This is a genomic window from Glutamicibacter sp. 363 (assembly GCF_052379505.1).
In the GTDB taxonomy this organism is placed as follows: Bacteria; Actinomycetota; Actinomycetes; order Actinomycetales; family Micrococcaceae; genus Glutamicibacter.
The window spans coordinates 79,032-99,743 of record NZ_JBQSYR010000010.1 but is presented as its reverse complement, the minus strand read 5'-3'; the positions used below and the strand labels follow the sequence as shown (position 1 = coordinate 99,743).

Genomic DNA, 20,712 nt, shown 5'->3' with positions numbered 1-20,712 from the left:
AAAAAGCCGCCGCCCGCCACCGGGTCTTGGTGGCGGGCGGAGGCAGGTGGCTTAGCCGCGCTGCGTGGAGCGGAAGTCCTTCATCTGAATCAGCCGGCGGCGCAGCGACGCCTCGCGGCGCAGATCCGAGCCGCTGGTCTTTTCGATATGCTCCTTGCCGAAGCGCCACAGCAGCACGTCGTCGAGCAGCCGGTCCGGCCCCGGAGAATACCGGTGGTCCAGCGCCGCGCGGACCTCGGTGACCACGTTCGCGTCCAGGAGCTCGGCCAGCTGCCAGGTCGCGTCGATGCCGTGCGCGCCGAGCAGTTCGGCAGCCCAGGACCAGTCGTCATCGCGTTTGCGGTCCACATGGGGCAGCAGGGTCTGCCAGATTTCACCGATCTTCTCCCCCGAGAGCTTCTCGGCGCCCAGCCCCTGCCGGTCGTGATAGCCATTCATCCGGTGGTAGAGATCGTCGATGTCGGTGAAGTAGTTCTCCACGGTTTCGAGCATCGCGGAGGTCGCGGTGAAATGCCGGTCGATCTGCGGGTTCCAGGCCGCCTCGCCGGGATGCTTAAAGCGAATATCGTGCTCCATCTCGCTCCAGGCGTGCTGGAGCACCGTGCGGATTTGCACCTCGAAGACGAAGTTGCCGCTGGGAACCACCGGCTTGCCCAGGGCCTCCTGGAATTTGGAAACACTCGGTTCATTGCGGGTTTTGAGCAGCAGGTGGCGTGAGGAGTAGCCGTAGGTTCCGGATTCCACCGAACCGATGTCCTTCTCCCGGTCGCTACGGCAATCGAAGTCCTCGCGGTGGGCCTTGATCAGCGTAGCGACCTGCTGGATTTCGTGGGGCAGCATCACGATGATGCGCAGCCCCACCATGTCGTGGATTTCGCGCAACGGGTTGGGGAATTCGAGCACCGGGTTTGTTTCCGGGGTTTCCTGCAGCTGGCGCGAGGCCTTGGACCGGAAGGACTCCGGAGTCTTCACCCTTCCGGTCACGAACAAGGGTTGGACTTCACTGCCGTGGAACAACGAACGGATCTTGGTTTTCATCGCGCTGAGCACCTCGTCGAGCTCGGCACCGACCGCTTCGAAACGAGTAACTGCCTCGTCGATCTGGTCGCTGAACTGTGCCGGTTCGGTGCTGCTGGTCGATTGATCCATAGTCTTGCCTCCTAGTGCGGTGAAATGCAATAAGTCCTTCGTATGCTGCTAAACGGGTGGAAGCCTCAGGCCTGCGGACGCGAAAGCCGTTTGGCCATATCCTCGTACAATGGCGCCTTGTCATCGTTCTTCGGCTTGGCCGCGGTGGCTGGTGCGCTGGCCGCCGGAGCCTGCTTCAGCGGGGTGACCTTTTCGGCACGCGACTGGGCAATCGCCTCGGCACGGGCCCTGGCGATGGCATCCTGGTGATCCTGCTCCAGCTGGGCTACGCGTTCGGCTTCGGCCTGCTGCGAGTCGGTCAGCGCGGCGTTGTAACCGTCATCGTAGGCGACGCCGTACTTCTCGGCGTTGGCCGCATCTTCATCGTATTCGTATTCGGCGCGAAGCTTCGAGGCTTCGGACTTCTTCTGGTACATGTGTACGGTCAGGTGGGTGATGGCCAGCAGCACGATTGGCGGCATGGCCGCGACAAGCGCCGAGACCAGCGGTGGCACGCCGTTGACTATCGAGTCCACGGTAAGGATCGCGTGGGTGGAGTTGGCCGCCGTGGACACGATGGCGCCGAAGAACAGCAGCGACCACGGGTAAATCATTGCCTTGCGGTTGAACCCGTTCAGCGCCACGATCGCAACCGTAGCGGCCACGATCATACCGTCGATGATAATTGGCCAGATCCAGGCCAGGCTTGAGTCGATGCCGGAGCGTTCGGCGAGGTCGGTCAGGGCCGCAAAAGATAGGACGAATGCACCGATCGCGATCAAGACCGTGGCACCCACGGCGGTTCCTAGGACGGCGCGGTGAGGCTCGCGCGGAATTTCTGGCTTGTTATCCATGCTGCGGGGCAGACCTTACTTTCGAGAAATGAATAGGAACGTCAACAAAGCGAATGTAGTTACCAGCGGTATCGGGCACCGGCTCCGGAACTATTTTAGCCTCATCGGCTGGGCGTTGTGCGGTGCGCGCTTAGCGCATTCGGCGATCGACAAATCTGGTGCCGGTGATCCGCCCGGCCAAACCCTGGCCGGAACGATCAAAGAGCAAGAAGAGCGAGCTGAGCACCACGTAGCCCAGGACCAGCAAACTCAGCCAGGCCCAGGGGCTGACCGCCCAGATGCTGTCGGCGATTTGGAAGGCGAAGGAAATTCCGCCGAGCCCCAAAAGGCTGCGCAGCAAGGCTTGCCACGCGGAGGCTTCGCGCCGCTGCTTTCCGGCGATACGGATCCAGGCGCAACGCTGACCCAGGCTTGCGCGTCCCGGCGCGAGGGTGGGGAGCAGGAAGACCAGCAGCACGGAGATGGAAGGAATCCACCGCTCGGTCAGGTTGTAGGAGGCCTGCGGTGCGCCCAGTTTTTCGGCGATTTCCAGGACAAAGGTGGTGAGCATGACCAGCGCCAGCACAAAAGCTATATCGAAGGCGTTGGCCATAAAACGGCGCAGCCGGGTGACCTCGCGCGGCGCGGCATTCGCAGCGCTCGATTCGCGGGGTCCGGTCAGCCAGCTGAAGATGGGCAGGTATGCCACGATCGAACCGATCAGGGCGCCGAGGGTGTTGGTCAGCACATCGTCCACGTCCGCCACGCGGTAGGCGCAGGTGTAGAGTCCCCAGATGCCGGTGTACTGGGTCAGCTCGATTGCTAGGCTCGCGGTGAGTCCGATGAGCGTGCCGAGGAAGATGTTGCCGCGCAGCCAGCGAACCGCCAGAATACCTAAGGGCATGAACAAGATCACATTGAATAAGACCTGCCACAGCGTGAAACTCGTCAAAAAGTGACGCATGCCCAGTTCGTAGGACAGCGCGAAGTCGTTGAGAAAGTTCAATGGATTTAGTTGCGGGATGGCCACCCCGGGCCGGCAGAATGCGGTACGTGTTTCGGGCAGCGGAAGCATCGTGTAGCTGAATAATCCAAAACCATAAATCACCGCGGCGCCGGTGGTCAGCGTGCGCCGCCACGATAAGCGACCGTGGCGGTGGTACTGGATTGCGAGCAGGAAGATACCGGCGGCGCCAAGGAACAGAGCAGCGCCGAGCATGGCTATCGTTGCGGGCCAGAACATCGTTTGCATATTTCTATCTAAGCGGAGAAAGATACCAAGAAGCTGGGATGCCAGGTGTGAGCTTCGTTAACGCCCGGTGGGAGATTCCGGGATGGTGGCAGGACCGGTGTTTCCGCTGAGCACGGTGCGCGTCTTCGGATCGAATCGGAAAAGCCCGGCGATCAGTCCCACCGCGATCACCGCCGCCAGGACCCGCATCAGCCAGACGATATGCCACTGTTCGATGGATAGCTGGTCGACGAATACCACCAGCAGGATCAAGCTGGACAGGTAGATCATGAGCTTCTCCGAAGACCACGAGACTCGGTGCGAGATCGCGAAAAGGGCGATCATCCACAAGATGTACCAGGGCTGGATGATCGGGGCGAGCAAAACCACCGCGGACAGCGCCCAGGCGGCCAGGCGGACGGGCCGAGAAATATCCTTCGCCAAGGCGAGCCGGGCGACGATCAGCAGGGAGAAGGCCTGAAAGAGTGTCACCACGATCGACTGAGTCAGCGCTACCGGTCCACCGAGGAGCCCTACGAGATTGCCGAAGGACCAGCCGATCAGTCCCACCGGGGCGTAGGGGAATGCCGCGTCGCCGGCGGTGAACATCGCCGGAAGCCAGCCGAACCAGAGGTTGGTCACCGCGCCGATCACCGAAAGCCAGGCGAGGCAATAGCAGGAAACCTTCAGCCAGACGACGCAGCGCGCACGCAGCCGGTGGTTCTGACCGAGCAGGATCAACCCGATGAAGGGCAGGACCAGCAGCACGATTGGTTTGACGGAAACCGCGATGGCCAGCGCAAAGGTCGACGCGATGGCGCGGCGGTCATAGGCCAGGGCGAAGGCGCTGAACACTCCGGCGATCATCAACGCATCGTTGTGCGCGCCACCGATCATGGTCAGCAAAAACAGTGGGTTGCCCACGATGGCCCAGTTGGACCAGTTCGGGTTCTGCCCCATTTTTTGGGCGAGTTTCGCGGTGAAATGGAAACAGCCAATGACCCCGAGCAGCGCGACGACGCGCAGCAAACCCACACCGATCTCCGGCACGCCGTTGGAGACGAAGTAGATGATGCGCGATAAGACCAGGAAAAAGGGCCCATATGGCGAGGGCGACTGAGCCCAGAGCCCATCGGATCCGCCATCGAACCAGCCAGGAAGTGCAGAAATACCCTCATGGTAGGGCGATTTGTCCGCGTGCAGCATCCGCCCTTGGGCCAAATATGAATAGACATCACGGCTGAGGATGGGAAAGCTGAACATCAGCGGCGCGGACCACATGGCGATCAACTTGCCCAACTGCTTTGGGTGGATCGTATCTGCGGTTTCGACTAGCGGCCGAGCCAAGATCCAAGATCGAGTCAGCCACGCCAGCCCCAGCGCCATCAGGATAATGCAGCTAATCACGCCCCAAACTTCGGTGCGGAATTCGATAAAGAAGCCGCTGCGTGCCAGCGGGGAGAGCTGGCTGCGGGGAAACCAGCCGATCCCCCACGAAGCCACGGTGATCAACGCCGAGGCGGCGAATCCCTGCCACCCCAGGGTTCTCAGCGGCGTGGCATGCCGCTCATAATTTCGCACTTGCACGCTCACTAGGCTTTCTTTTTCTTTTTCAGCCAGTTGGTGGAGCTAAGCAATTCGGGGCAGATCGTTTTAGTCTTCGGATCAAGGAAGACCAGGTACAAGGCGCAGATAATCGAAATGCTCCAAGAGATCAGCTGAACTCGGGGCACCAGGCTCTCTTGCAGGAACTGCCAGACGAAAATCTGGTCCGCGGCCTGATAAGCCAAGAAGAAGATCGTGGTCAGATGCAGCCAGAGCATCTGCCAGTCGTCACGCAGTCCCGTGACGGCGAAGAACGGCAGCAACCACAGCAGATACCACGGTTGGATCACCGGGGATAGCACGACGATCCCCGCATAGGCGATGCCCATGCGCTGGACCAGATGCGAGTATTTGCCACGGAACATCAGCATGATGGCCAGACCCACGGCGAGCAGCTGGCCACCGGTCTTCACCACCGGAAGCACCCAGCCCGATTCCAGGCCGAAGGAATTGAAGATGCCAGAAAGTCCGACGGTGAGCATGCCCAGTGGCGCGATGATGGACACACCGACGCCCTTGTAGTTCAGCAGCACGTCGAGCCAGCCGAACCAATAGCCGTTCATCCAACCAACGAGCGTCATGAGCGCCAGGAAAATCGATCCGGAGTAGGCCCAGTACAAAATACGCCGGGGCCAGCTGGCCATCGGCCCGGCCCAGAGCAAGCCGATAAATGGCAGCAGCACCAGGGTGATTGGCTTGACGCCGATGGAGGCGGCGAGCACCACGATGGCCCAGAATCCGTGGCGCTTGCAGGCGAGGTAGACGGCCCAGACCGACAGTCCGGTCATCAGCGCATCGTTGTGCGCGCTGGCCACAAAGTTCACCAGGAACAACGGATTGGCCACCGTCATCCAGGCCGCCTTGGCACCCGAGACGGAATGCAATTCGGCCAGTTTGGGAACGTAGCGCAGGCAGAGCAGTACGCCGATGAGCGCAATCCCGCGGAAGGCGAGAACTGCCGCATCGGTGGATCCACCCACGATGTTGACCACGATGTATTCAATGGTCAGAAAGAGCGGGCCGTAGGGAGTGCCGTCCTGTGCCCACATCGTGTCGGCTCCCAGCTGGAACCAATTGTTCAAGCTGGAGATGCCGTCGACGTAGGGGTCCTGCCCCGCGTCGACGAGTCTGCCTTGGCCAATATATGCGAAGACGTCGCGACTCATAATCGGCAACGCGATGAGCATCGGAATGCTCCACAGCCAGACCGCGCGGCGCACGATCTTCAGCGAACCCGCGTCCCAGCCCTTGAGCTTCTGCCCCAACCGCCACCAGGCTCGAAACAGCAGCCAGCAACCGAGCGCCAGCAAGATCACGCTGATGGTCACACCGGTGGCTTCGGTGCGGACCATGATGAAGAACGGATCACGGTTAAGCGGTGAAACGCTGGCAAGCCAGCCCGTTCCGAAGGACCCGAAGAGGATCATGGACGAACCGACGATGCCGCTGAGCAACGTCTTATTGACACCAGGGTACGGCTGGGATTCCAGCACTTCTGGTTTGCTAGCGGACACCATGACACCTCGTGCTGGATCGGACAAAAAGTTCGTTTAAAAAAATCGACGCCAAGTCCGGGAAATCATTGGAGAGCCCATAATTCAACGTCCGGAAATCTCAGATGATTTTAGCATTGAGCAAGACCGGGGTTCAGGTGTGACACCAGCATCCACCAAGCTTTCGCCCCGTGCGCTCCCCCACACCGCGCACAACGGGTAGATTGGTCACGTGTCTAGTAACTCAGAAAAAATTGTATGGATCGACTGCGAGATGACCGGCTTGGACCTGGCCAACGATGCGTTGATCGAAGTAGCTGTGCTGATCACCGATTCGGAACTGAATATCGCCGATGAGGGCATCCAGGTGGTGATCAAGCCAGCGGATGCCGCCCTGGCCCAGATGGATGACTTCGTGCGCAATATGCATCAGGTCTCCGGACTCCTGGAAGAGCTCGATGGCGGAATGCAGATGGATCAAGCCCAACGCCTGGTCATGGACTACATCCGTAAGCATGTTCCAGAACCCAACAAGGCTTTATTGGGCGGTAACTCGGTCGGGACCGATAAGAACTTCTTGGCACGCGATATGCCAGAAATTATCGAGCACCTGCATTACCGAATCATTGATGTATCCACCTTGAAGGAACTGAGCAGGCGTTGGTACACCAAGGCTCATTACGCAGCTCCGGCCAAAACCGGCAACCATCGCGCACTGGGTGACATTCAGGACTCGATCGATGAACTGCGCTATTACCGGGCTGCGATCATGGTCCCCGCACCGGGGCCGAGCACCGATCAAGCGCGCAAGATCGCTTCACAACTCTCCCCGGCAGCCGAAAAGTAACGACTAGTCAGGGCCCTAAAAAGCGGGTGATGCACAACACAGCACAATAGGGCCCTTTCGAGTTGGCACTCACCCCCCGGGTGCGTGTATAGTATTTCTCGTTGCCAGATACGAAGTCGGGACGCAAAAGCGAACTGACTAGTAACGAAGCAATTATGGTGGGTATAGCTCAGTTGGTAGAGCGTCTGGTTGTGGTCCAGAAGGTCGCGGGTTCAAGCCCCGTTACTCACCCCAGATTATCGGTCTGATCCAAAACGAAAGTTACGGATCAGGCCGATTTTTCGTAATCGCTGGACTCCCCCGCTCAAACTATCCTCCGATTGTAATTTTCGGACCGGATGCGTGTATAGTATTTCTCGTTGCTTGAAATCAGTTCGAGCGTCTCTGACGTTCCGACTAGTAGCTAAGTAAACATGGTGGGTATAGCTCAGTTGGTAGAGCGTCTGGTTGTGGTCCAGAAGGTCGCGGGTTCAAGCCCCGTTACTCACCCCTGATTATCGGTCTGATCCAAAACGAAAGTTACGGATCAGGCCGATTTTGTTTTTCTTTTTAAACTGCTGCACGCCGCTCGCGGCACCGCTTGCAAATTTCCCCATAATTCCACACGCAAAGTTTAATATCCACTGGAATTAGCCCTGGTCCACTGCAATAGTAAATTGATGCGAGCAACGCATGCGTAGAGTATTCCAGTCAAGCGCCTGCTGTACAGCGCGATCTCTACCTGTATTAGGAACTTCGCTACTTGACCGGCCACGGAGCGAAGTACACACTGGTGCCTATGGCTGGTCTCCGCAGCGCACTACCGACGGTGCTTCCCTCGCTCCAAAGCAGTTTTCGGGAAGCCCGCTCGGCAACAGTGCAAGGAGCCGCGATATTTGTGGTTGGCCAGCAGGGAACCGGGCGTACGACGCTTGCCCGTCAAATCCTCTTGGGTACCGAGGAGAAGTTGTATTGGCTCACCGCGGCGAAGGCTCTTGAGCTTGTTCCTTTCGCACTGCTAACAACTCTCTGCGCGCAGCTGCCGTTGAAGAACGCCGGTTCTACACCGGGTGAAATGATCTCTTCGCTGGTTCAATACACCACGAATGAAAAACTGTGCATTCTTCTGGATCAAGCCGAATTCGCCGATGAACAAAGCGCAGCGGTACTGGCCCATCTGTCGGTGACCCGAAGCATCCAATTGGTCATGGCAACCACTGCCGTCCATGAACTGCCACAGCCGCTGCGGGGCCTCCGCTCCGATTCTCATTCAAAGCGCATCGGGCTCTCCGCACTGACCTTCGAAGACACCGAAGCCATTCTCAAGCATGTGCTCGGCGGCCAGGTCAATTCCGCCACCGTTGAGATGCTGCTAGAGTTTTCCGGCGGCAACGCGCTGCATCTGCGCGAGCTCACCCTTGATGCGCGAACTGCGCGAGCGCTGACGCTGAAGGGCTGCTACTGGACCCTCGACCGGCAATGGAATCCCCAAGGTTCGCGAATTACCGACCTCATTTCGTCGCGACTCAAAGACCAGCCAGAAGAAATCCGCGAGGCCGTAGAACTGCTGTCGGTCACCGGAAGGCTGCCTTATCCGCTGGCACAGCGTTTATTCGGCGACTTGCTATCGAACCTATTGGACTCCCGGCTGGCCAAACTCATTGTGCTTTCCCTGGATGAGGCTACCGGCGAGCGCGACCTAGCGGTTGAGCTGAGTGCGGGGCTATCCGCGCAAAGCGTCTTGAGCACCTTGTCCCCAACGAAGCTTCGCGGTTATCTGCAGCGCGCCGACAGCGCTTTTCCCCGCGAGGTGTTGACTTCGCAAGCGCGCGCACGATTCACCACTCACCGCGTGCAGCTGGGGATCGAGGTTCCGGCGTCCGAGTTGTTCGAAGACGTTGTGGGGTCGGCCGATGCGCGCCGTTTCGCGCAGGTGGTCGCATTGACGGATTCCGTGAGGCACGAATCCTTCACGGACAAGCGGATGCTGGAGAAGCTCTTGGTGCTTCGGGCAGATGCCCTGTATGAACTAGCGAAGTCAGAGGCCGCCCTAGCGGTACTCAAGCCCCTGCTCCGGACCGGCAGTGCCGAGGTACGAGGCGTGGCAGCCAGGATTGCTTTTTCCGGTCTGGCGCGTCCTGACCTAGCTCTGGAAATCATTGAATCGGGACCGCAGGATCCGGTCGAGAGCCGCGCGTTCGGATTGATCCTCCGCGCCCGGGCGCAGCAAATTGTGGACTCCTCCAAGCTTCGTGAATATGCGCGTGATGAGAGGATCTCGCCCGAACTGCGCACCGCTTGCCTAGCTCATGCGATTATCGAAGATTGCTATGCCGGCAGACCGGTTGACGCGCTCGAAGAAGTTTTGGACGTGGTCGCGGACGGCTTCTGGAAAAGCGCCACCCCGGCGGTGCAGTCGGAGATAGTTTTTGCACTACCGGCATTGATGTCGGCCTTGGGCGGCGGCGGTGAGGCGCTGGCTTCAATATTGGGCGACATTGATTTCACGACTCTGGCCTTGAACCCGTCAAATTATTCGACCGGCATCGGCATTGAGTTCTTGGAACAGGGACTGGCCGTTGAGGCCCTTGGGTCTTTTGAGCAGGCGCTCGCCCTCATTTCGGTGTCCGATCCCTATCTGGTTGCCGGGTTTACCTCCTCATTCGCGGCGGCGGCCGCGGTAATGATTGGAGATATCCCCAGGGCTCGTCTCCACTACGATATGGCTCGTTCGGCCCCCGACGTGGCTGGGCAGATCATGCGCCCGCTGGCCCAACGCTACCTACTGCCGGTGATCCTTGAGCTCGAAGGCCGGCAGGCCGCGCTGGAGCATCTGCAGCGGTGCTTGGCCCATGCGGACAAGTTCGGCCGCAAGCTGCTGAGGATGCGCTTGCTTCATGACGCATGGCGACTGGAGCTTTCCGAGGACGAGGCACAGCTCCAAGCTGCCGCTGAGCAGGTCCAGGGACCCCTGGCACGGGCAATTGCCGGATACGCGGGGGTTCTGGACTCGCTGAGCGAGGAGGGCATTGAGCGGCTTTGCGAAGTGCATGCCTCAGCCGGCCGCCCGCTCTATGCGGCGGAATTTGCTCATCGCGCCTCTTCGCGGGCGCGGAATCTTGGTCGGCGAGCGCTCGCCACGCGGTTGCTCGGGCTCTGCGTGGAACTGGCTGCCCCGCTGGCAGCAGTCAACACTCCCTCGCTGGGGCGCGGGCGTATCGTCCGCTCCCTGTTAACCGAACGCGAATACGCAGTCTGCGTGATGGCCGCGCGTGGTAGCAGCAATCAAGAAATCGCCGAGGAGCTATTCCTCTCCCCGCGTACGGTGGAAGGCCACCTACAGCGGTCCTACGCTAAATTAGGCATCACCGATCGTCGCCAGCTGCTTCCGGTCAGTGATTCGGGGGCGGTCTTTGATGAAATCCTCGATGAGGACTTCAAAACGATACCTGTATCCGGGCCAAAGACTACCTAGTGTCCGGTTTGCACTGCTCAACATGGGTTTGCCGCCCTAGACTAGTGCGCGTGGGGATCGAATTATGCATGAGGAATCTTGGGGGATTCAAAATTCGATTCATTGGGGACAAAGCTTTTAGACACTCGCATCAGCAAGAGCGCCTAACAAGCTCTGCGGGAGGCTAGCGCCATGGGGGCGCTAGCCTTTCCCGCTTAACTGCGTTCATTCACACCGCTTTGCTCGAACCAAAAGCATTCGAATATACATTCGAACCCTTGTTCGAAACACCTGCTCAGCTTCCGGCGCTTCACGGTCACACCTGTATCTGCAGCTGCTTAGCACCTCCCTATCGCGCTGAGGCGCATATCACCTGCGCCCGGTGCGCTACCTGGATTTCACCTTGCGGAGGCATGCCCAGGTACCACCGTGGTGCCTCAACTATGGATATTGACTAGTAAATCAGTGGAATTCCCGCGGAACTGCCCTAAGGCACGAGGGCAGCAGCGCCCGGCGGGCTCCCCGCCAAGGCCACGGGTGAGAAGTTTTGCTGAAACTGCGTGGTGGCACAACTCCGATCAGCCGTGAAACTATTGGATAAGCACCCTAAGCACTTTCGAAAGGAACCGATCACGTGCCCATTCGGCAGATCACCGTTTATGGAGAACCCGTACTGCATCAGCGCGCCGCTGAAGTCACCGAGTTTAATGACGAGCTTCGTCAACTCGTTGCCGACATGCATGCCACCATGGACGCGGCGCACGGGGTTGGCCTGGCAGCACCTCAGATCGGCGTTGGCCTGCGCATCTTCACCTACATCTATGCGGATCAGGACAGCGCGCCGGAACGCGGCGTACTGATCAACCCCGTACTGACCCTCTCAAAGGTGTCCCAGGCGAACCCGGATCCGGACGAAGAAGCCGAAGGCTGCCTTTCTGTTCCGGGATTGAACTTCCCGCTCAAGCGCGCCGATTACGCCAAGGTTGAAGGCGTGGACGAATTCGGCAAGCCGGTCTCCTTCGAAGCCGATGGCTGGTTCGCCCGCATCATGCAGCACGAATTCGATCATCTTGACGGATTCCTGTACGTGGACAAGCTCGTGCCACGCTGGGATAAGCGCTGGCTGAAGGCGAAGAAGGCGCTGGGCTGGGGCGTTCCGGGTGCTACCTGGCTACCTGGGACCGACGAAGACCCTTTCGGACACTAATCCTTCGCCGGTTGCCGGATGGTCCTGAACTCTAGATACCGCTGATGCAGCGCCGCACCGATGGGATCGGCCGGCGCTGCTTTGGCGTTCCAGACCTCTTTTGCTCGCCCTTGTTCGAGCCAGAACGGCAAGAACATTCCGTTCTTTCCGGGAGCGATCTGCCGCTGCATCGCTTCGTCAGCAATCGGTCTCCTGTTGGCATAGGACAGGTAGTACTCATCGAATCCACCCAGCAGCCGCAGTGGAAGGCCGGGGAGGCCTGGTGCTTCCAGGCTTTGCTCGGCACGGGAGCCGGTCACTACCCAGTAAGCATCTCCATGCTCGTCGACGCCTACCTGCACAAGGCTCGTGCCGAGCTCGCTTGCCGTTCGCCGCATGGTGGTGAGCGTTTGGCCCGTATACCAAGCGGCGTCGCGCAGGGTCGCCGGACCGTGGGAGCCGAGATAGCGCAGCAATAGCTCATGCAGCGGATTCTCCGGCTCTTGATGCTCGGTAACCCAGCGCTCTAGCAGCACAAAATCCTGGGCGGCCAGCTTTGCATCGGCCGGAATCGGGCCTAGGCAGATCAGCCCGTGTTGCACCAGCACCATCAGCAAGTGGATCCCGCGCTGCCCGGCGGTGGGCATACCGTGCGAATTCAATTCGGCGAACAGGGCGTCACGGCTGGCGCGACCGTGATCTGCCAGATAGCTGGCAACGACCCCGGCGGCCTGCTCAATGGCGTTGGCATCAATTAGCAATTCGCGCAGCCGTGGCGCGTTCGAGCGCAGAGTGCGTTCCTTGGTGCTTTCCATAAGCCACTTGAGGTCTTGCGGCAAGCAGATGTGCAGGGTGCCGCGCATGGTCCAGGAACGTACCAGCTTGCCGGAGTTGAACAGTTCGTCCACCTGCGCCCTGGTCACGCCGATCCCCGCGCGCTGAGCCAGCGCGTAGCGACCGGCAGTGAAATCCTGGGACTGGACAGCCAGCATATGCCCAGCGGCGCTTAGAATCGATTCTGCCGGCTCCAGCAGCAGCTGGCTGGCCATCCTTGCGGGCAATAATAGCTCTGGTCGCATGGTCGCAGTCCCCCGGTCTTGGTGCGTTGAGCGTAGCAGAACTCAATCTGAGTCCTTCGCCCCTAAACCGAAAAACAGCATTAGAACATAGTTTCGAATGAGCCGATTGATGTTATTTCTCCGCAGGCGCCTGCACGAAAAACGCCTCACCCTGCGGCTGGCATGCGGACACCGCCTCGCGCTCGGCCGAATCCAACTTGCGGTACCCGCCGCTGAACAGCACGTCGTTGCCCACCAAATATTGTTCGTCGGCGAGCGCCAGGCCCGGCCAGCCATCGGTGAGCACCTGGGTTGCTTCCGGGAACACCAGCAGTGCCGGTGCACCGTCATCGCCATCGAGCGCAAAGCATCCGCCCGGACCGACCAGCAACTCCCCCTCTCCTTCGCCGGCCGGCGCTCCCTGCGCATCCGCGCTCTGCCCATCAACCACCGCACGGGGGGTGCCGGAGGTCAGGCTCAGGGAACTGGCCCCTTCGCTAGAGCTGCACGCGCACAAGGTGATTTGCGCGGCGGCCAGCAGTGCGCCGGCACGTAAGAAGTTAGATCGACCACCGGTCCGGATTCTTGAATGCATGCACCGAACAATAGCAACTCAACTTCGGCAGCCGCATTAAAGGGCGAAGCCCCGATCCTTATCCAAGGATCGGGGCTTCGCCCTGCGCGCTGGAGGCTTAGGCGTTAGCTGCCTGCGCCTGCACTGCTGGAACTGCTACCGGGTGGGTGCCTGCGATTGATTCAATCACGCGGACAACCTGGCAGGAGTAGCCGAATTCGTTGTCGTACCACACGTAAACGATGGCGTTCTTGTCCGAAACGATGGTGGCCAAACCATCAACGATACCCGCGCGGCGTGAGCCGACGAAGTCCGAGGAAACGACCTCAGGGGAATCGATGTAGTCGATCTGGCGGTGCAGGCTGGAGGTCAGCGAAGCTTCACGCAGGTAAGCGTTCAGCTCCTCCTTGGTGGTCCCGTTCTCCAGGTTCAGATTCAGGATCGCCATGGAAACATCCGGGGTCGGTACGCGGATGGCGTTGCCGGTCAGCTTGCCTTCCAGCTCCGGGAGGGCCTTGGCCACTGCCTTGGCGGCTCCGGTCTCGGTGATGACCATGTTCAGGGCCGCCGAACGGCCGCGGCGCTCGCCCTTGTGGAAGTTGTCGATCAGGTTCTGGTCGTTGGTGAACGAGTGAACGGTTTCGACGTGCCCGTGGATGACGCCGAACTTGTCGTTCAGGGCCTTGAGCACCGGGGTGATCGCGTTGGTCGTGCACGAAGCGGCGGTGACGATCTTGTCTTCGGCGGTGATCCAGGAATCGTTGATGCCGTGCACGATGTTCTTCAGATCGCCCTTGCCCGGTGCGGTGAGCAGGACCCGGGCGACGCCCTTGGCCTGCAGGTGCTGGGACAGGCCAGCCTCGTCGCGCCAACGACCGGTGTTGTCCACCACGATGGCATTGTTGATGCCGTACTCGGTGTAGTCAACGGTGGTTGGGTCGTTCGAGTAGATGACCTTGATCAGCGTTCCGTTGGCCTGGATGGTGCTATTGGCTTCGTCAACGGTGATCGAACCGTCGAAACGGCCGTGCACCGAGTCGCGGCGCAGCAGCGAGGCGCGCTTGATGATGTCATCATCCGAGCCCTTGCGCACCACGATGGCCCGCAGGCGCAGGCCGTAGCCGCCGCGCTCGATGAGAATGCGGGCCAGCAGGCGGCCGATGCGCCCGAAGCCGTAGAGCACTACGTCCTGTGGCTCAACGTCCGAAGCGCCGGCCTGGCCGACCTTGTCGCCGAGCTCTGCGGTCAAGAATGCGTTCAGGTCCTGCGAACCAGATTCGATGAACTTCTTGTTCAGGCGCCCCAAGTCAACGGAAACCGAACCGAGGTTCAAGGTCTCAATTGCTTCAAGGAGGGGCATGGTGGTCGTCAAGGCCAGTTCCTTGCCATCGATCCGGCGCACGACGCGGTGGGCCTTGATGATGTCAATTGCGGACTGGTTGATCAACTTGCGCCCGTAGATGGAGGTCACCACATTGTTCTTGCGGTAAAGACGTCCGATCAGCGGAATCATGGCCTCGGCGAGCTCTTCGCGCCCGCTCCATTCTTCCTGGGCAACGACAGACTGCTGGGTCACAGAAAATCCTTCCAATTCAGCCGACTTACAGATCCATAAAGTCGGTTGGCACCGTGAGAAGCACCATTGCTTTTGCGGTGGCGCGGGGTAACAGGATCATCCCCGCAAGTACGTATCCATTCTAGACGGTGCGCCCCGGTTGCGGGGCTGGACGCCTGTGAATCATCTCACCCGAGGTGAGCGGATGGTGAATGGGATGACCGATACGCCGGGTTCTGTCCGCTTGCGCGGTGACGATCATCTATCTACGACTGCCGTTGCCGACAGCCTCTAGCGGTCCACCCGACTGCATGGGGCGAACAGCCCTCATAACGCAGTCTGTCTGACCTTGCTCCGAGTGGGGTTTACCAAGCCGTCCCGGTCACCCGGGACGCTGGTGGTCTCTTACACCACCGTTTCACCCTTACCAGGAAGCCTGGCGGTCTATTTTCTGTGGCACTAGCCTGCGGGTTGCCCCGAGTGGGCGTTACCCACCACCCTGTTCTGTGGAGCCCGGACGTTCCTCGGGCCGTTTGCACGGCACGCGATCGCCTAGTCATCCCATTCGTTAACCATTCTAGCCCCGCGAGTTTGCGCGCGCCGACATCGGTTATGAGCCGCTGGCCACAGTGATGGCCGGATAGTGGTACTCCTCCAGCAGCCGCAGCCAGATTTCGCTCACGGTCGGGTAGGCCGGGACCGCATGCCATAACCGGTTCATGCTCACCTCACCGATGATCGCGATCGTTGCCGCATGCAGCAGCTCGGAGACATCCTGCCCGACAAAGGTCGCACCGATGACCACCTGGCGCGTCTGCTCGACGACCAGATTCGCCCGCCCCGCGGAGGCGTCCGCGTGCAGGCTGGCTCCCGCCACGGCGCCCAGATCCAGCTCGACCACCCGGATATCCAGCCCCTTGCCGCGCGCCTCGTGTTCGGTCAGCCCGACGGCCGCAACTTCCGGGTCGCTGAAAACCACGCGCGGCACCGCCGCATGATCGGCCGTCGCGGCATGCTTCGCCCAGGGTTCGCCCGAAACCGGTGCGCCCTCCAGCCGCGCGGCGATCGCCTCGGCCGCGGCCCGCGCCTGGTATTTCCCTTGATGGGTCAGCAGCGAACGCGAATTTACGTCGCCCACGGCGTACAGCCAATCGGTGCCGGCCACGCGCATCGTGTCATCGACGCTCAACGCACCGTGCGGGTCCAGGCCCAGCGCTTCCAAGCCTAGGCCTTTCGTGTTCGGCCGCCTGCCGGTTGATACCAGCAGCTCCTCGGCCCGAAGCTGGGTGCCGTCTTCCAAGTGGACGCTCACGATTCCTTGCCCGTCTCGCGCCACGCGCACCGGCGTGTCGCCGAAGCGCACCTGCACGCCTTCGCCGCTCAGGGCCGCCGAGACCAGCTCACCGGCGAAGGGCTCTTCGCGGCTCAATAAGGCCCCGCGGGAGAGCATCGTGACCTCGGAGCCGAGGCTGGAGAAGGCGAAGGCAAGCTCGGTGCCCGCCACGCCTCCGCCGATGATGATCAAACGCGGCGGCACCTGCGCCGTTGCCGTCGCTTCCCGGGTGCCCCACGGATTGGCTTCGGCCAACCCGGGTATAGCGGGCAGCACCGGGACGGATCCGGTGGCCAGGGCGACGGCACTAGCCGAGTACTGCCGGTCCCCGACCTGCACGAGGCCGGGGGCGGCCAGAGAACCGTGGCCGCGGATCAGCTCGATCCCCGCCGAAGCCAGCCAGTCGACCTGACCCGCGTCGCTCCAATTGCTGGTGAAAGAATCGCGTCGGGCGAGGACCGCTTCGGCATCGAGGCCGCCGGTGATCGCCTCGCGGGCCCCGGGCAGCCGGCGTGCCGCACGCAGCGCGTGTCCACTGCGCAGCAGGGCCTTGGACGGCATGCACGCCCAATAGGAGCATTCTCCGCCGACCAGTTCGGCTTCGACGATGGCCACGCGCAATCCGCGTTTGGTTGCGTAGTCGGCGACGTTCTCGCCGGCCGGTCCGGCGCCGAGCACGATCAAGTCATAGTCCCGCTCGGCGCTAGCAGGCATTGCGGTTTCCGGAGATTCGGACATGCTCTTTCCTCACTGTGGTGGCTGCTTGCAGGCTTGTGGTCCCAGCGTAGCCAGCGGTGCCCGTTTGGTACATGCCCCGGATTCGCCCGGCGCCGGCGCCGCTGAAAGAAACGGAGGTTGATCTCCGATAAGCTGGAAGGCGTGCTTATTCTGTTGCCGCCTTCCGAAGGTAAGACCGCCCACGCCGAAGGCGCTGTGTTTGAAATCGAAGACCTCTCCTTCCCGGAGCTCGTCGCCGAACGCGGTCAGGTCCTGTCGGCTCTCGCGGAAGTGTCGGCTCGCGAAGATGCCATGGAAGTTCTTGGCGTGGGAGCGTCGCTGGCCAAACAGGTAGCCCGCAATATTAATCTGCATACCGAACCTTCCGCCCGGGCGCACGAGATCTACTCGGGTGTGCTCTTCGAAGCCTTGAATTATGCTTCGCTGGATGAATCCTCGCAGCGGCGCGCCGACGAATCGATCATCGTGGTATCCGCCCTCTGGGGTGCCGTACGCTTTGCGGACCGGATCCCGCCCTACCGGTTGTCCATGTCGGCGAAGCTCGAACCGCTGGGCAAGCTGGCCAGCTGGTGGAAGAAGCGGCTGACGCCGGTGCTTGACGAGGTCGCCGCCGGGCAGCTGATCGTGGATGCACGCTCCAGCACCTACGCCGCCGCGTACAAACCGAGCAATGGCAATTGCGTTGCGGTGAATGTGTTCCAGCTGCGCAATGGCGTCCCGAAGGTGGTTTCGCATTTCGCCAAGCACACCCGTGGCGAGGTCGCGCGCTTCTTGGTGGAGCAGCCCGTTGCCCCGCAGAACCCGGAGGAACTGCTCGCCCTGGCCAAGACCAAATGGGAAGCGAGCCTGGTCGAAGACAAAAAGGGCCTCGCGCTGAACATCCTGCTTTCCGCGGATCACCAGTTCACCACCGCAAAATAGCCGTTCCGTTTGATCGCCATCGCCGCTAGGGGCACGGATGGGCGATATGTCCCGCCGAATCATTGCCTCTGCTGAACGGCTGCCGAGGATTCGAAGCAGAGACGCTGGAAATCCGCATTCGCAGAACACGTCCTGGCGACAGGTCGCCCTCCTCTGGTGCTGCATTTGGACCACAGTTGGTCATCGCCACGCGCATAGCACCATCGTTGGCAGGGGGAGGTTTCGACACCCTGCCTCGATTCTAGGAATCACAGGTTCACCTGCTGTTCTCTTTCGAGACATTATCTTGGCGTTAGCTGGGTCCATCGGCGAAATTCTCTGCCGGACCACACGCTCACAGCCTGAAGGTAGACATGTCTCCAATGATGAATGCCACACCGTGGCTACGCCGCGGCTCGGTGGCCGCAGCAGTGATAGCTCTGCTGGGAAGCACACTCGTCCCAGCGCAAGCAGCACCCATCGATTCAGCTGCGGAATCGGAATATTCGGTGGTAGTTTCGGCCGAAAGCACTCAATGGAAATATCTCGACGATGGCACCGATCCTGCCGCAGGACAGCCGAATCTGGATGTCTGGACTGCAACCGATTTCGACGATAGCACCTGGAAAAGCGCGACGGGCAGTTTTGGCGCAAAGCATGGTTCTTTGGGTGCCGTCGGCCCCTACACTCCGAAGACACTGCTGAACCATTACCTCGGCGGACAAACCGGCACCGCTACCCCGGCATATTTCTTCCGAACCCAGTTCGAATTGCCTGAAGGCGGCGCGGATGATTTCCTGACCGTCACCGGCGAGGTAGTTTACGATGACGCCTTGGTCATGTGGATCAACGGCACCAAGGTGGCAGGATTCCTCGATGACCGGCTCACCGGCGAAAGCAATCAAGAATACGCCGGTGCCAGCAACGGTAATCCCGTATCGAGCAGCTTCGAAGTTCCAGCAGATGTACTTGTTGACGGGGTCAACACGGTCGTGATTAGTCTGCATAATGACCGCGCTGGCAGCTCCGACATCTATCTGGACGTTCCCGAGCTGAGCCTTAACGTCACGGAGGATATCGACCCGATCTCGCGGGTCATCCTGACGCCAACGGAGACCCCGGCTAGGTCCCAGTACGTTTCTTGGATGGCCGGCAGCGCCGGCGCCGCGACCGGAACTGTCGAATTCCGCGAGACCTCAGGCGAAGACGTGCTCACCGTAGCTGCAGAATTCATCGACCCGGTTAACGGTAATCCGCTGCCGCACTTCTCAGCCGAGCTCAAGGATCTCAAACCTGGAACGAGCTACTCCTACCGTGTGGCCAACGGCTCCAACACCAGCGAATGGAACTCCTTCACCACGGCAGACACCGCGGTCACCGATTTCCAATATATTTACTACGGTGATGCGCAGATCGGCCTCGACACCACGTGGCCAAAGGTCGTCGCTCAAGCCCAGGAGACCGCCCCCGACGCCGTCGGATCGGTTCACGCCGGTGATCTCATCAACACCGGCAGCAATGAGAACGAATGGGACAACTGGTTCAAGGGCATGGAGCAGTCCGCCGCCACAGCCAACGTGATGGCGGCACCGGGCAACCACGAATACTCCGGGGATAACAAACTCTCCGCCTGGAAAGCCAACTTTGAATACCCACGGAACAACCCGTCGGTGGAAACCGCTGGCGAGCTTGCCAAGCTCACCAGCGGCGATACGGCCGCCGCCGCGCAGTACCGCGCACTCTTTGAGCACTGGACCACTTTCGCCGAAGAAACCGTGTACTTCACCGATTATCAAGGCGTGCGGTTCATCACCGTAAACGCTACTCGCGACGCGGGCTTCCTCACTCCGGATAGCCTGCCCGCCTGCTCCGGGGACGACTGCCCGGCCAGTAAAATCTCCACCCTCTGGGTGCAGTTCCAAGCCGCGTGGATGGATCACATCCTGGAAAAGAGCAAATCCAAGTGGAATGTTGTCACCTTCCACCAGCCGGTCTATTCGGCTTCGGCGGGCCGCAATGAACCGGTGCTTCGAGAGGAATGGGTTCCCGTCTTCCAGAAGCACAACATCGATCTCGTCCAGATGGGCCACGACCACGTTTACTCACGTGGCTACAACAATGACAACGTCACCGATTTCGCTGGTGTCACCGATGGTCCGGTGTACATCGTGTCGAACTCTGGCGCTAAGCACTACGATTTGGCCGACGAGAACGACAACGTCTGGACGCAGAACAATGCCACGCAGGTGAAGCGCGGCGAGGACTTCACTACCTATCAGGTGATCGATGTCGCCGAGGATACTTTGACCTACAAGTCCTATTTGGCTGAAAAGACCGCATCGTCCACCACCGATCTGGCCATCGGAGAGGTCTATGACAGCTTCACCGTGACCAAAAACGATTCCGGAACCAAGTGGGTTACCGAGGCTGGCGTCGAGGTTCCCGTGGTTGAGGAAGCGATCGATGTGGAGCTGAGCGTTTCGAGCCGATGCATCGGCAAGAACACGATGCTTAACGTCAACGCGACGAACAATGAGGATTCGCCGATTACCCTGCAGGTTTCCAGCGAATTCGGAAACAAGAAGATGAATAATGTGGGACCGGGCAAGTCCGCTTCGGCTCCGCTCAACGCAGGAAAAGCACCTTTGGAGGCTGGCAGCGTCACCGTGAAAGCAACCCACGGTACAGCTGAAGTCGCCAAGGAAGTTTCCTACGATGCATTGAGCTGCAAGTAGGAAAGCCAGCTTGCACGAAGAGCTCGCAACCTAGGCAATTGACCGCCAGGAAATAGTTTTGGT

The 20,712-nt window shown here is 60.3% G+C and carries 14 protein-coding genes, 2 tRNA genes and 1 other RNA gene; 7 read left to right on the top strand and 10 right to left on the bottom strand.

What is annotated here, in order from left to right; genetic code table 11:
- Nucleotides 1-51: 51 nt before the first annotated feature.
- The 5 genes from ACT3UA_RS07935 to mptB (ACT3UA_RS07915) all read right to left on the bottom strand — a co-directional run bounded on the left by ACT3UA_RS07935 (nucleotide 52) and on the right by mptB (ACT3UA_RS07915) (nucleotide 6,314).
- Complete coding sequence (locus ACT3UA_RS07935) at nucleotides 52-1,149, bottom strand: GTP pyrophosphokinase (RefSeq protein ID WP_096288783.1); 1,098 nt, start codon at nucleotides 1,147-1,149, stop codon at nucleotides 52-54.
- 65 nt (nucleotides 1,150-1,214) lie between these two features.
- Nucleotides 1,215-1,982 (bottom strand): DUF2637 domain-containing protein, encoded by a 768-nt coding sequence (locus ACT3UA_RS07930; protein ID WP_096288785.1) that lies wholly within the window; start codon nucleotides 1,980-1,982, stop codon nucleotides 1,215-1,217.
- Nucleotides 1,983-2,112: 130 nt separating this feature from the next.
- Entirely contained in the window at nucleotides 2,113-3,204 is a 1,092-nt protein-coding gene (locus ACT3UA_RS07925) for a VanZ family protein (protein WP_176484295.1), read from the bottom strand.
- A 66-nt stretch (nucleotides 3,205-3,270) separates the two neighbouring features.
- Nucleotides 3,271-4,785, bottom strand: a complete 1,515-nt coding sequence (gene mptB, locus ACT3UA_RS07920) for a polyprenol phosphomannose-dependent alpha 1,6 mannosyltransferase MptB (protein WP_096288789.1) — start codon at nucleotides 4,783-4,785, stop codon at nucleotides 3,271-3,273.
- Nucleotides 4,785-6,314: a polyprenol phosphomannose-dependent alpha 1,6 mannosyltransferase MptB gene (gene mptB, locus ACT3UA_RS07915; RefSeq protein WP_255248528.1), complete on the bottom strand. Its 1,530-nt coding sequence runs from the start codon at nucleotides 6,312-6,314 to the stop codon at nucleotides 4,785-4,787. The genes mptB (ACT3UA_RS07920) and mptB (ACT3UA_RS07915) overlap by 1 nt, the downstream gene beginning before the upstream one ends.
- A gap of 208 nt (nucleotides 6,315-6,522) precedes the next feature.
- Here mptB (ACT3UA_RS07915) and orn point away from each other — a divergent pair, with 208 nt between their 5' ends.
- From orn to def, 5 genes are all read left to right on the top strand, one after another.
- Nucleotides 6,523-7,137, top strand: a complete 615-nt coding sequence (gene orn, locus ACT3UA_RS07910; RefSeq protein ID WP_096288791.1) for an oligoribonuclease — start codon at nucleotides 6,523-6,525, stop codon at nucleotides 7,135-7,137.
- Nucleotides 7,138-7,295: 158 nt separating this feature from the next.
- A tRNA-His gene (locus ACT3UA_RS07905) sits at nucleotides 7,296-7,371 on the top strand.
- Between the two features lie 182 nt (nucleotides 7,372-7,553).
- Nucleotides 7,554-7,626 (top strand) — tRNA-His (locus ACT3UA_RS07900).
- 388 nt (nucleotides 7,627-8,014) lie between these two features.
- A complete protein-coding gene (locus tag ACT3UA_RS07895; protein ID WP_444615900.1) occupies nucleotides 8,015-10,591 on the top strand; it encodes a response regulator transcription factor in 2,577 nt (858 codons plus the stop codon).
- A 613-nt stretch (nucleotides 10,592-11,204) separates the two neighbouring features.
- A complete protein-coding gene (gene def / locus ACT3UA_RS07890) occupies nucleotides 11,205-11,777 on the top strand; it encodes a peptide deformylase (protein ID WP_096288795.1) in 573 nt (190 codons plus the stop codon).
- On the opposite strand, the gene ACT3UA_RS07885 is transcribed toward def, so the two are convergent.
- From ACT3UA_RS07885 to ACT3UA_RS07865, 5 genes are all read right to left on the bottom strand, one after another.
- A complete protein-coding gene (locus tag ACT3UA_RS07885) occupies nucleotides 11,774-12,835 on the bottom strand; it encodes a winged helix DNA-binding domain-containing protein (protein WP_096288797.1) in 1,062 nt (353 codons plus the stop codon). The genes def and ACT3UA_RS07885 overlap by 4 nt on opposite strands.
- A gap of 112 nt (nucleotides 12,836-12,947) precedes the next feature.
- Complete coding sequence (locus tag ACT3UA_RS07880) at nucleotides 12,948-13,409, bottom strand: hypothetical protein (RefSeq protein WP_096288799.1); 462 nt, start codon at nucleotides 13,407-13,409, stop codon at nucleotides 12,948-12,950.
- 97 nt (nucleotides 13,410-13,506) lie between these two features.
- On the bottom strand, nucleotides 13,507-14,964 hold the full coding sequence (locus ACT3UA_RS07875; RefSeq protein WP_096288801.1) for a glyceraldehyde-3-phosphate dehydrogenase: 1,458 nt from the start codon (nucleotides 14,962-14,964) through the stop codon (nucleotides 13,507-13,509).
- Nucleotides 14,965-15,152: 188 nt separating this feature from the next.
- Nucleotides 15,153-15,507, bottom strand: an RNA gene (gene rnpB, locus ACT3UA_RS07870) — RNase P RNA component class A.
- Between the two features lie 46 nt (nucleotides 15,508-15,553).
- On the bottom strand, nucleotides 15,554-17,014 hold the full coding sequence (locus ACT3UA_RS07865; RefSeq protein ID WP_258133863.1) for a dihydrolipoyl dehydrogenase family protein: 1,461 nt from the start codon (nucleotides 17,012-17,014) through the stop codon (nucleotides 15,554-15,556).
- 141 nt (nucleotides 17,015-17,155) lie between these two features.
- Here ACT3UA_RS07865 and ACT3UA_RS07860 point away from each other — a divergent pair, with 141 nt between their 5' ends.
- Entirely contained in the window at nucleotides 17,156-17,935 is a 780-nt protein-coding gene (locus tag ACT3UA_RS07860) for a YaaA family protein (protein WP_444615923.1), read from the top strand.
- A gap of 353 nt (nucleotides 17,936-18,288) precedes the next feature.
- On the top strand, nucleotides 18,289-20,649 hold the full coding sequence (locus tag ACT3UA_RS07855; RefSeq protein WP_444615896.1) for a fibronectin type III domain-containing protein: 2,361 nt from the start codon (nucleotides 18,289-18,291) through the stop codon (nucleotides 20,647-20,649).
- Nucleotides 20,650-20,712 lie beyond the last annotated feature (63 nt).